This window comes from Synechococcus sp. Cruz-7E5 (genome assembly GCF_024345995.1).
Taxonomy (GTDB): domain Bacteria; phylum Cyanobacteriota; class Cyanobacteriia; order PCC-6307; family Cyanobiaceae; genus Regnicoccus_A.
The window spans coordinates 39403-51243 of the sequence record NZ_JAGQCE010000011.1 but is presented as its reverse complement, the minus strand read 5'-3'; the positions used below and the strand labels follow the sequence as shown (position 1 = coordinate 51243).

Genomic DNA, 11841 nt, shown 5'->3' with positions numbered 1-11841 from the left:
AGTGGTCAATCCCCCAGAGCCCAGGGCTGGTAAAACTCGTCGCGAAGTCATATAGAAGCGGGGTCTGCTGGAGTCTGGAGGGGTGATCCGCTGGTTCCTTGGTTCCTGCCCCACTTACAGAAACGGCAGCGCGTTGGGCGAGAATGCAACATGGTCTGGTGGTGCCAGGGCAGTCCTCAGGGTCGGCTCATGCTCCCCACCCTCTTCAACGTTCGCGGATCACGCCTTGACTTCGGCCCCTGTTTCGGTTCCTGCCCTGAACACCTCCCGTTCCCAGGAACTCTTCAGTGCCGCCCAGACCCTGATGCCCGGTGGGGTCAGTTCGCCCGTGCGGGCGTTCCGCTCGGTGGGCGGTGACCCGATCGTCTTCGATCGGGTCAAGGGGGCCTACGCCTGGGACGTGGACGGCAATCGCTACATCGATTACATCGGTAGCTGGGGGCCGGCGATCTGCGGTCACGCCCGCCCCGAAGTGATCGGCGCCCTGCATGAAGCCCTCGACAAGGGCACCAGCTTCGGCGCGCCCTGCGCCCTGGAGAACACCCTGGCGGAGATGGTGATCGAAGCGGTCCCCAGCGTCGAGATGGTCCGCTTCGTGAACTCCGGCACCGAGGCCTGCATGTCGGTGCTGCGGCTGATGCGGGCCTTCACCGGCCGCGACAAGCTGATCAAGTTCGAAGGCTGTTATCACGGCCACGCCGACATGTTCCTGGTGAAGGCCGGCTCGGGCGTGGCCACCCTCGGATTGCCGGATTCCCCCGGTGTGCCACGCAGCACCACCACCAACACCCTCACCGCTCCCTACAACGATCTGGAAGCGGTGAAGCAGCTCTTTGCAGACAATCCCGGCGAAATCGCCGGTGTGATCCTCGAGCCCGTGGTGGGTAATGCCGGCTTCATCACTCCCGAGCCCGGCTTCCTTGAAGGTCTGCGCGAACTGACCACCGAGCACGGCGCCCTGCTCACCTTCGATGAGGTGATGACGGGCTTCCGCATCAGCTACGGCGGCGCCCAGGCCCGCTTCGGCATCACTCCCGACCTCACCACCCTGGGCAAGGTGATCGGAGGTGGACTGCCGGTGGGGGCTTATGGCGGCAGGGCCGAGATCATGTCGATGGTGGCCCCCGCCGGGCCGATGTATCAGGCAGGCACCCTGAGCGGCAATCCCCTGGCCATGACCGCTGGCATCAAGACCTTGGAGCTGTTGAAGCAGCCCGGCAGTTACGAGCGGCTGGAGCTGATCACCAAGCGCCTCAGTGACGGCATCCTGGCGGCGGGTCGCGAGGCCGGCCTGCCGATATGCGGTGGCTCCATCAGCGCCATGTTCGGCTTCTTTCTCTGTGAGGGGCCCGTGCGTAATTTCGAGGAAGCCAAGGCCACCGACAGTCAGCGCTTCGGCCGGCTGCACCGGGCCATGCTCGAGCGCGGCGTCTACCTGGCCCCCAGCGCTTTCGAGGCCGGCTTCACCTCCCTGGCCCACAGCGACGCCGACATCGAAGCCACCCTCCGGGCGTTCCGCGACAGCTTCGCCGCCATCGCCTGATGCAGGCGGGCCAACTCTCCCGGATCGCTGTCGCCCTGGGGGCTGCACTGGCCCTGGCGGCCGGACTGGCGGCCTGCGGCCCCCGCGCCGAAGACCAGCCACTGCAGCTCAAGGGCGGCGTGCCCGTCGGAGCGGTGCTCTCGCTCACCAGCAATGCCAATGCCTACGGACAGGATCAGCAGATCGGCCTCAAGCTGGCTCAGACCTGGTTCCAGCAACGCCGGAATGCCAACCCTCAGGAAGCGCTTGAACTGAACTTGCGTCTGGAGGATGGAGGCGGCGATGAGGCCACCGCCAGCCAGGCCTTCAACCTGTTGATCGATGCCGGGGTGGTAGCCCTGATCGGTCCCACCCTCTCCCAGCAGGCTTTCGCGGCCGACCCGATCGCCCAGCGGCGCAGTGTGCCGGTGGTGGCGCCTTCCAACACCGCTACCGGCATTCCCCAGATCGGCAGCTTCATCAGCCGGGTGTCGGCCCCCAGCACCGAGATTGCGCCCCTTTCGATCGCCAAAGCCCTGCAGCTGACACCCTCGATCCGTCGGGCGGCGGTGTTCTACGCCCAGGACGACGCCTACAGCACCTCCGAGACCGTCATCTTCCAGAAGGCCCTCACCGACAAAGGGCTCAAACCAGTGACGGTGCAGCGCACCCAGCTCAATGACCAGGATTTCCAGAATCAGATCTCGTCCGCCCTGCGCGAGTCACCTGATCTGATCGTGATCTCGGCTCAGGCGGTGGATGGGGGCAACCTGATCCGTCAGTTGCGGGAGCTGGGCTACAGGGGCGCAATCGTGGTGGGGAACGGGATGAACACGCCGAACATCTATCCGATCTGCCAGGGCTATTGCGACGGCATTCTGATTGCCCAGGCATACAGCCCCGAGCTCGACACGCCCGTGAACCGCGACTTCGTGGCTCTGTATCAAGAGGCCAAAGGTGGTGCGATTCCACCCCAGCTCACGGCCCAGGCCTTCACGGCCTACCAGGTTGTGGCAGAAGCGTTGCAGCGGCTGAACCAACGCCAACCGCTGGCCCAGTTGTCCCTGGCGGAGGCGCGCAAGGCGCTGCTGGCCGAGCTGCTCGGCGGCCAATACGACACTCCCCTGGGCGAGATCAGCTTCAGCCCCGATGGTGAGGTTTTGCAGCAACGCTTCCACGTGGCCCAGGTGCGGATGCAGCCAGACGGCCGCAGCGGCCGTTTCCTGCTGCTTCCCTGAGCCAGGCGTGGTTCATCTCCTGCAGATTCTGATCAACGGCCTGGCTTCGGGGGCTGTCTATGCCCTCTTCGCACTCGGCTACACCCTGGTGTTTTCGGTGCTGGGGGTCATCAACTTCGCCCACGGAGCGATGTTCACGATTGGGGGTTACCTCACTTATCTGCTGATCGGTGGTGCGGTGGGCGCCAATGGGTTGCTGGCTGGTTGGCAACTGCCTGTTTCCCTGCCGTTCTGGCTGGCCCTGGCCCTGGCTGGAGTCGGCTCCGCCCTGGTGGGCCTGGGGGTGGAGGCGGTGGCGTTCCGCCCCCTTCGCCAACGCAACGCCGAGCCTTTGCTTTACCTGATCTCCAGCCTGGGAGCAGGGGTGGTGCTGGTGAACCTGGTGCAGCTGCTGATGGGAGCCGAGAGCTACTCGATCCCCGCCTCCACCCTGGCGGCCCTGCCGCCGGCACTGGCCCTGGGCGGCGCCCAGATCCGCACCGTTCAGGTGCTCCTGCTGCTGGTGGCTGCCCTGCTGGTGGCGCTGCTCACGCTCTGGCTGGAGGGCAGCCGGGGCGGCAAGGCCCTGCAGGCGGTGGCGGAGGACCCGGTCACCGCCCGTCTGCTCGGAATCGACTCCGGCGCCATGATCCGCCTGGCCTTTGCGCTGAGCGGGTTCCTTGCGGGGGTGGCCGGCGGGCTGGTGGGCCTGAGCGTGAGCATTGCCGGGCCCTACTTCGGCATCGGCTACGGGCTCAAGGGGCTGGGGGTGCTGGTGCTGGGCGGTCTGGGCAGCGTGCCGGGAGCGGTGCTTGGCGGCCTGATCGTCGGACTGGCAGAAGCGCTGGTGCCCTCGGAGCTCTCCGGCTACAAGGACGGGGTGGCCTTCGCGATCCTGTTTCTGGTCCTCCTGTTGCGTCCCCAGGGACTGCTGGGCAAACCCGTGGCGAGCAAGGTGTGAGCGATCTCTCGCTGCTGGTGCAGATGGGCTTCGGCGCCCTGCTGGCGCTCTCGGTCTACCTGCCCCTGCGCTGCGGTCAGCTCTCACTGGCCACTCCGGGCTTCTATGTGATCGGCGGCTATGTGGCCGCCTTGCTCTCCACCCGCTGGCCTGCCCTTTCGGGCGCTGGGACCGGCTACCCCCTGACCTCCCTGGCCCTGGAGCTGGTGGTTGCGGCCCTGGTGGCAGCAGCTGTGGCCCTGGTGCTCGGCAGACCCGTGCTGCAGTTGCGCGGCATCTATCTGGCCATCGCCACCATCGCCCTGGTGGAGATCCTGAGAGTGCTGAACCTGAACCTGGCCTGGAGCGGTGGCGCAGTGGGGATTTTCGGCATTCCCCAGCCTTTCGCCGGCCCCGGTGGCTATGCCCTGGCCACTTGGGTGCTGCTGGCCCTGGTCTGCTGGTTGTGTGCCCGGCTGGAGGCCATGAGGCTGGGGCGGGCGATGGCGGCCATCCGCGATGACGAGCTGGCCGCCCGTTGCATGGGCATTCCCAGCGCTGACGTGAAGCTGACCGCTTTCGTGATCAGCGCCGTGATTGCCGCTCTCACCGGAGTGCTGGCTGCTCACTTCCTCAACACCTGGAATGCCCGTCAGGGCGGCTTCGACGCCAGCATCACCACCCTGGCCTTCGTGGTCTTCGGCGGCTCCCGGATCTGGCTGGGGCCTGTGCTGGGTGGGCTGGTGATCACGGCCCTGCCCGAACTGCTGCGGCCGGTGGGGGATCTGCGCCTGATTCTCTTCGGCCTGGTGATCCTGTTGGGGCCGATCCTCTTTCCCCAAGGCCTGATCACCCCGGAGCGCCTGGCCAGGCTCCAGCAAACCCTGCGACGCCCCTGATGCAGGTTCCCTCAGCCCAGGCAACAGCTGCAGCCTCCCTGTTGGCCCTGGAGGAGGTGAGCTGCCGCTTCGGTGGCCTGCTCGCTCTCGATCGCGTCTCCCTGCAGGTGCAGCCGGGGGAGATCTTCGGGTTGATCGGCCCAAATGGAGCTGGCAAGACCACTCTGTTCAACCTGATTTCCGGCGTAGGCCGCCCCACGGCGGGGTCGATCCGCTGGAGTGATGGAGCGATCAACGGCCTGCCCCCGGATCGGATCAACCGCCTGGGTATCGGCCGCACTTTTCAGAACCTGCGCCTGTTCCAGCGGTTGAGCTGCCTGGAGAACGTTCTGATCGGCCTGCACCACAGTGCGCGCGCTCCCCTGCTCCCGGCCCTGCTGGGCCAGCGATCCTTCCGCCAGAGCCAGGGGGAGTTGCGACAACGGGCATTGGAGTTGCTGGAGCTGGTGGACCTGGCCGACACAGCCCGGCAGCCGGCGGGCAGCCTGCCCTACGGGTCACAACGGCGGCTGGAGATCGCCCGCGCCCTGGCCACCGCCCCGCGCCTGTTGCTGCTGGATGAACCGGCCGCCGGCATGAACCCGATCGAAAAGGAGGAGCTCTCGGCCCTGATCCGGCGCCTGCGCTCACGCTTCGATCTCACCGTGCTCGTGATTGAGCACCACGTGCCGCTGATGATGAGCCTCTGCGACCGCCTGGCGGTGCTGAATTTCGGCCGGCGGATCGCCCTGGGCACCCCTGAGAGCGTGCGCCATGACCCAGCAGTGATCGAGGCCTACCTGGGGGTGAGTGCATGAGCGTCACTGCCGCTGGCCCGCCGTTGCTGGCCATCCGGGGTCTCTCGGTGCGTTACGGGGCGATCAACGCTCTGAGCGCGGTCGACCTGCACATCCACGAGGGGGAACTGGTGGCCTTGCTGGGCTCCAATGGCGCTGGCAAGAGCACCACCCTGCGAGCGATTTCGCGGCTTGTGAAGCCGCAGGCGGGCAGGATCGAATGGCAGGGCCGCTGCCTCGCCAGGACCGCCACCGAGGGAACGGTGCGGCTCGGGATCGGTCACTGCCCGGAGGGGCGGCGGGTGCTGGCTCGCCAGACCGTGGCTGTGAATCTGGAGCTCGGGGCCTATCTGCGCCGGGATCGGCGCGGAATCGAGCGGGATCTTCAGCGCTGCTACGAGCGCTTCCCCCGCCTGCGCGAACGCCGCTCGCAGCTGGCCGGCAGCCTCTCGGGCGGGGAGCAGCAGATGCTGGCGATCGCTCGCTCGCTGATGGGGCGTCCGCGGCTGCTGCTGCTGGACGAGCCCAGTCTGGGGCTGGCGCCGAAGCTGGTGGCCGAGGTGATGGCGATTCTTCGGCAGCTTCATCGCGAAGGGCTCACGATCCTGCTGGTCGAGCAGAACGCCCAGGCGGCCCTGGCCATCGCCGACCGGGGGGTGGTGCTCCAGTCCGGCAATGTCAGCCTCAGTGGCAGCGCCACCGAGCTGCTGGCCCATGAGGATCTCAGGACCACCTATCTGGGAGCTGAGCAGCCCGGTGATGGCTGAATTGATCCATGGGCGGCTGCTCAGCCCAGCATCAGTCCTCCCTCCTGGCGCAGGCACTCCTGGGTACTGCGCAGGTCGTAAAGCAGCTCCTCGAGGCTGAGCCGGGCCAGCTCCCGCTCCAGAGCCAGCTGTAAGCGCCGCTCCAGGGCAAGGGCCACCTGCTCCCCCGCCTGCTGTGCGGCCGCCGACGTGGCCGGCTCCTGCGACGGGTCCGCTTCCACCGCCCGCAGCACCTCCAGCAGAGGAATGGCGGCGGCAGCACGCTGAAGCCTGTAGCCGCCATGGCGACCTCTGCGGGCCTCCACCAGCTCAGCGCGGCGCAACTGCTGCAGTACCTGCTCCAACATCGGTTCGGGAATTGCCTGGCTGGCAGCGAGATCGGGCCCAGAGCGCCAGCGCTCTGGCTCCAGTGCCAACTCCAGCAAGGCCTGGATCGCTTGGAGGCCCCGGCGCTTGAGCATCACCGCCTGGGAGAGGGCATCGGCCTAGACGCCGCGGGCGGAGAGCCGCTCGAGCACGTGCTCGAGGGTGTAGCCGAAGAGCACCGGATCGGGATCGCTGGCATCGATGTCGGCGAGGCCCAGCTCGGCCCAGCGCTGATCCACACGGGCCTCCTGCTCAGCCGTGCGACGCAGCGGCTCGCCCCAGTCGTGGCGTTTCTCCGGGCCGATCTTGGTGGTGGCATCGATGGCCAGACGGCCGCCTAGCCCGAGCCGCTCGCTGGCGAAATCCAGGCTGTCGAATGGGGTGTCCTCGAGCACGAACAGATCCCGCTGGGGATCCACCTGGGCGCTGATTGCCCAGATCACCTGGCGCGGATCACGGATGCTGATCGTCTTGTCGACCACCACCACGAACTTGGTGTATGTGAACTGGGGCAGAGCGCTCCAGAAAGCCATCGCTGCCCGCTTGGCCTGGCCTGGGTAGGCCTTGTCGATCGCTATCACCGCCAGTTTGTAACTGAGGCCTTCCATCGGCAGGAAGAAATCGACGATCTCCGGCACCTGCTGGCGAAGAATCGGCGTGTACATCCGGTTGAGTGCGATCGCCAGCATCGCTTCCTCTTTGGGAGGACGGCCGCTGAAGGTGGTGAGAAAGACCGGATCGCGTCGCTGGGTGACGCAATGGAAGCGCACCAGGGGGGAATCCTCCAGCCCGCCGTAAAAGCCCATGTGATCGCCGAACGGACCATCGGGCAGCACCTCCCCCGGTGCGATCGTGCCCTCCAGAACCACCTCGCTGTGGCTCGGCACCTCCAGATTGAGGGTCTTGCACTTCGCCAGTCGCACCCCTTCCCCGGCGTAGATGCCGGCAAACAGCCACTCAGAGAGTTGCACCGGAATCGGGGTGGCGGCGGCCATCACCAGAAGTGGGTGCACGCCGATCGCCACGGCCACCTCCAGGGGCTTGCCCAGGGCCATGGCCTTGCGCAGGTGGCGGGCGCCCCCGCGCACGCTCAGCCAGTGCACGGTCATGGTGTTCATCGACTGGCGCTGGAGGCGGTAGACGCCCACGTTGGGCACGCCGGTTTCCGGATCCTTTGTGATCACCAGACCGAGGGTGACCACACCGCCGGCATCACCTGGCCAGGGGCGCAGCAGCGGCAGGGCATCGAGATTCACCTGATCGCCCTTGAACACCTGTTGGTGGCAGGGGGGAAGCAGATCCAGGTCGGGGCGGGCCTTGACCACATCCCAGAGCACGCCGCCGAAACGAACCGCCTCGCGCAGGCCCTTGGGGGGGCGGGGCTGCTGCAGCAGGGCCAGCCGTTCTCCCAGGTCTTCGAGTTGCTCGGCTCGCTCCAGGCCCATGCTCCAGACCACCCGCTCCACCGTGCCCAGCAGGTTGACCGCCACCGGCATGGGGCTGCCGATCACGTTCTCGAACAACAGGCCCGGTCCACCCCGGGCCAGCACCCGGTCGGCGATGGCGGCAAGCTCCAGATCGGCATCGACCGGCGCGGTGATCCGCCGCAACTGTCCGCGCTGTTCCAGCAGCGCCAGAAAACCCCGCAGGTCTCGGGTGGTGCTTCGCGGCAACACTGCCTGCATCGGTTCAGTTCCGTTGCTGCTTACTGTGACGCACCCTCACCACTCGCCGCGCCGTGCTGATCCACACTTTCCACACCTCAGAGTGCGTACCGGCTGTGGGTTCGGCCGAAGGCGGCAGCCCCGACGCGGCAGTGGTGATCGATGTGCTGCGGGCGACCACCACGATGGCCTGGGCCCTGGAGAACGGCGCCGAGGCGATCCAGGCCTTCGCCAATCTCGAAGACCTCAAGACCAGTGCCGCCGCCTGGCCCGCCGAGCGCCGTCTCACCGCCGGTGAGCGCGGCGGTGCCCGGGTGGAGGGCTTCGACATGGGCAACTCGCCCCTGGGAGTGACACCGGAGCTGGTCGCGGGCAAGCGCATCTTCATGAGCACCACCAACGGCACCCGCTCCCTCGACCGGGTGAGGGATCTGCCCCTGCTCCTCACCGCCTGCCTGCCGAACCGCACAGCGGTGGCCCAACGGCTGATCGAGCGGGGTGTTGAGAACGTCTGGATCGTAGGCAGCGGCTGGGAGGGTGCCTATTCGCTGGAGGACAGCCTGGCGGCGGGCGCCGTGGGCGCCGCTTTGATCGAGCTGGCCCCTGCCGCGGGGATCAGCGTGGCAGCCGGCAACGATGAGATGGTGGCTGCCCTGGCCCTCTGGCAGCAGTGGCGACACAACCCCGAGGGCTGCCTGCGCACCGCCAGCCACGGCCAGCGCTTGATCCGCCTGGGCAATCACGACGCCGACTTCCAGTGCTGTGCCGCGCTCGACACCCTCACGATCGTGCCGATGCAGGCGGAACCAGGCGTGCTCAAGGCCAGCTGAGGCCAGTCCAAGAGTGGGCCGCACAGACCGGAGCCCTGACGGACCTCCCCCTAAAGTTCGGCCGATCTGACACTTCCACCTGGTGACGAGCTTTCTGGCTGCCGCTGTGCAACTCACCAGCACGCCCGATCCGGACGCCAACTTTGCCGCCGCCGAAGAGCAGATTGACCTGGCTGCCCGTCGTGGCGCCGAGCTCGTGGGCCTGCCCGAGAACTTCGCATTCATGGGCGACGACGAGCGGCGGCTGGAGCTGGCCACCAGCCTGGCGGACCGGTGCAGCCGCTTCCTGGTAACCATGGCGCGGCGCTATCAGGTGACCCTGCTAGGTGGTGGCTTCCCCGTTCCCGCAGGCGAGCGAGCCACCTACAACCGGGCGGAACTGGTGGGCCGCGACGGCCAGCTGTTGGCCCGCTACGACAAAATCCACCTTTTCGATGTGGATCTGCCTGATGGAAACACCTATCGGGAATCAGAAACCGTCCGATCCGGCACCGCCCTGCCGCCCGTTGTAGATGCCCCAGGCCTATGCAGGATCGGACTCTCGATCTGCTACGACGTGCGCTTCCCCGAGCTCTACCGCCACCTGGCCGGCGCTGGAGCTGAGCTGATCATGATTCCGGCGGCCTTCACCGCTTTCACCGGCAAGGATCACTGGCAAGTGCTGCTGCAGGCCCGCGCGATCGAGAACACGGCTTACGTGCTGGCACCGGCCCAAACTGGCCTGCACTACGGGCGACGCCAGAGCCACGGCCATGCCCTGGTCATCGATCCCTGGGGAACGGTGCTCGCCGATGCCGGCATCGGAGTGGGGCTTGCCGTGGCCCCCATCGACCCCGACCATGGCCAGCGGGTCCGCGCCCAGATGCCGAGCCTCAACCACCGCCGTCCTTCGCTGTTCTGATCCTGAGGAAGCCACGCCCACTCCGTTTCGTCTCACTGAGCGGTGTTCTCCTTGGTGGAGTTCTTCAGGCCGCCTTGCTGCTGGCAGCTTTGCCGGCAAGGGCTGCCAGTGCTTTGGCGGCCTGGCGCATCAACAGCGATGGGGTGCTGGAGCTGCGCACCTCCCCGTCGATCTCCCTGCAGGCCTTCTTTGAGGCGGGACGCGGCAATACCGGGCCCAGGGTGTGGGTGGATCTGCCGGGAGCCCCCATCCGCACCCGCAGCATCCGTGGCAACGGTGTCCTGCGGGAGGTGCGCATCGGCAAGCCCGATCCCGAAACCACCAGGCTGGTGATCGAGTTTCAGCCCGGCACCCAGCTCGATCCCAGACGGCTGAGGTTGGTGGGCACGGCCCGGGACCGCTGGAAGCTCGAATTCGAGGGCCTTCCCAATCGCAGCCTGCGCACGATTGGCGAGGGGGATGTGACCGCCGTCTCCGTTCCATGGCGGTCGAATCCAGGCTTCACCCCCGGCTACAGACGGACACCCCTTTCCTCGGCCGGACTTCCCGATGTGCCCCGCGGGCGCTACCGGGTGGTGATCGATCCGGGCCACGGTGGACCCGATCCTGGTGCGATCGGTATCGGCGGGCTGCGTGAAACCGATGTGGTGCTCGACATCAGTCTCCAGGTGGCACGGCTTCTCCAGGCCAAGGGGGTTCAGGTGGTGCTCACCCGCACCTCGGAAATCGACGTGGACCTGCCGCCGCGGGTGTCCCTGGCCAACAGCAGTCGCGCCAATGCCTTCGTGAGCATCCACGCCAATGCCCTCAGCATGGCCAGGCCCGATGTCAACGGCATTGAAACCTTCTATTTCCAGAGCTCTCTGTCGAGGGCTCTGGCGGCGGCCATCCAGTCGGAAGTGGTCGCGGTGTCACCGGGCAGTCCAGATCGAGGGGTACGCACGGGGCGGTTCTTTGTGATCCGTCGCACCGTGATGCCCGCCGCCCTGGTGGAAACAGGATTCGTCACCGGCGACATCGACTCCCGCCGCCTGGCCACCGCCTCGCACCGGCAGCGTCTGGCTCAGGCGATCACGAGCGGTATTCTCAATTTTCTGGCAGGGGGCTGATGGATCAGCGGATCGGCCTGCTGGACAGCGGACTGGGCGGGTTGACGGTCTTGCGGCGGCTGCTTGAGCATCATCCTGACCTTCCCTTCGTATATCTCGGCGACACCGCCCGGGTTCCTTACGGCCAGCGCTCCCCCAACGAAATCCGCCACATCGCAGCGGAGGTGGTGGGCTGGCTGCGGCGGCAACAGGTGGATGCGGTGTTGATGGCCTGCAACACCACCAATGCCCTGGCCTTCGACATCGCCGAGGCTGAGGCCGGATGCGATCTGCCGGTGCTCGGACTGATCGACAGTGTGGCCAGCCAGCTGAACTGCAGACGGGTTGGGGTGCTCGCCACCCCGGCCACGGCCTCAAGCGGTGCCTACGGACGGGCTCTGCGTCAGGCCGATCCCTCCTGCCATGTGGTCGAAATCGGCTGTCCGGCCTTCGTGCCTCTGATCGAGGATGGAAATTTCGCCGATCCACGCCTGCGCGCTGCGGCGATCGCCTACCTCAAGCCGCTGCTGGAGGAGAGGGTGGAAGCCATCGTGCTGGGCTGCACCCACTACCCCTTGCTGGAGGAGCTGCTGCGTGAGTTGCTTCCTCCCGAGGTGGTGCTGGTGGACCCGGCCCAGGCGGCGGTGGTTCAGCTGGGCCAACTGTTAGGCAAGACACCCCTGCTCCAGGCCCGCGCCTGCGGCCTGCACCCCCGTGAAGTGCCGGTGGAGCGGGGGCGGTTCTGCGTCACGGGCGATGCCGAGGCCTTTGCCCTGGCTGCGGCCCCCTGGCTGGGCTGGCATCCCCAGGTGGAGCAGGTCTGCCTCCGGTCATCGGTGGGAGCCTTCTAGGATCAGCTCACCTGGCGGGA

The 11841-nt window shown here is 67.0% G+C and carries 12 protein-coding genes; 10 read left to right on the top strand and 2 right to left on the bottom strand.

Annotation, left to right across the window (positions count from 1 at the left end):
* Positions 1–226 precede the first annotated feature (226 nt).
* From hemL to KBY77_RS12065, 6 genes are read left to right on the top strand one after another with little or no spacing between them, the layout of a single operon-like run.
* Entirely contained in the window at positions 227–1543 is a 1317-nt protein-coding gene (gene hemL, locus KBY77_RS12090; protein WP_255104751.1) for a glutamate-1-semialdehyde 2,1-aminomutase, read from the top strand.
* Positions 1543–2760 carry an ABC transporter substrate-binding protein gene (locus tag KBY77_RS12085; protein ID WP_255104749.1) on the top strand — a complete coding sequence of 406 codons (1218 nt, stop codon included), beginning with the start codon at positions 1543–1545 and terminating at the stop codon, positions 2758–2760. Before hemL ends, KBY77_RS12085 begins: the two co-directional genes overlap by 1 nt.
* Positions 2761–2767: 7 nt before the next feature.
* Positions 2768–3700, top strand: a complete 933-nt coding sequence (locus KBY77_RS12080; protein WP_255104747.1) for a branched-chain amino acid ABC transporter permease — start codon at positions 2768–2770, stop codon at positions 3698–3700.
* Positions 3697–4578 (top strand): branched-chain amino acid ABC transporter permease, encoded by an 882-nt coding sequence (locus tag KBY77_RS12075; protein ID WP_255104745.1) that lies wholly within the window; start codon positions 3697–3699, stop codon positions 4576–4578. Before KBY77_RS12080 ends, KBY77_RS12075 begins: the two co-directional genes overlap by 4 nt.
* Positions 4578–5375 carry an ABC transporter ATP-binding protein gene (locus KBY77_RS12070; RefSeq protein ID WP_255104743.1) on the top strand — a complete coding sequence of 266 codons (798 nt, stop codon included), beginning with the start codon at positions 4578–4580 and terminating at the stop codon, positions 5373–5375. The genes KBY77_RS12075 and KBY77_RS12070 overlap by 1 nt, the downstream gene beginning before the upstream one ends.
* On the top strand, positions 5372–6121 hold the full coding sequence (locus tag KBY77_RS12065) for an ABC transporter ATP-binding protein (protein ID WP_255104740.1): 750 nt from the start codon (positions 5372–5374) through the stop codon (positions 6119–6121). Before KBY77_RS12070 ends, KBY77_RS12065 begins: the two co-directional genes overlap by 4 nt.
* A 20-nt stretch (positions 6122–6141) precedes the next feature.
* Here KBY77_RS12065 and KBY77_RS12060 read toward each other — a convergent pair whose 3' ends face one another.
* A complete protein-coding gene (locus KBY77_RS12060) occupies positions 6142–6582 on the bottom strand; it encodes an Rrf2 family transcriptional regulator (protein WP_255104738.1) in 441 nt (146 codons plus the stop codon).
* Positions 6583–6606: 24 nt separating this feature from the next.
* Positions 6607–8172 carry a UbiD family decarboxylase gene (locus KBY77_RS12055; RefSeq protein WP_255104735.1) on the bottom strand — a complete coding sequence of 522 codons (1566 nt, stop codon included), beginning with the start codon at positions 8170–8172 and terminating at the stop codon, positions 6607–6609.
* A gap of 53 nt (positions 8173–8225) precedes the next feature.
* On the opposite strand from KBY77_RS12055, the gene KBY77_RS12050 reads away from it, so the two are divergent.
* The 4 genes from KBY77_RS12050 (at position 8226) to murI (ending at position 11821) form a co-directional block, all read left to right on the top strand.
* A complete protein-coding gene (locus KBY77_RS12050; RefSeq protein WP_255104733.1) occupies positions 8226–8981 on the top strand; it encodes a 2-phosphosulfolactate phosphatase family protein in 756 nt (251 codons plus the stop codon).
* A gap of 82 nt (positions 8982–9063) precedes the next feature.
* Positions 9064–9882 (top strand): carbon-nitrogen hydrolase family protein, encoded by an 819-nt coding sequence (locus tag KBY77_RS12045; RefSeq protein WP_255104731.1) that lies wholly within the window; start codon positions 9064–9066, stop codon positions 9880–9882.
* Between the two features lie 35 nt (positions 9883–9917).
* Positions 9918–10991, top strand: coding sequence for an N-acetylmuramoyl-L-alanine amidase (locus KBY77_RS12040; protein WP_399212805.1), 1074 nt, complete (start codon positions 9918–9920; stop codon positions 10989–10991).
* Positions 10991–11821 (top strand): glutamate racemase, encoded by an 831-nt coding sequence (murI, locus tag KBY77_RS12035; RefSeq protein WP_255104727.1) that lies wholly within the window; start codon positions 10991–10993, stop codon positions 11819–11821. The genes KBY77_RS12040 and murI overlap by 1 nt, the downstream gene beginning before the upstream one ends.
* The last annotated feature ends 20 nt before the right edge of the window (positions 11822–11841 follow it).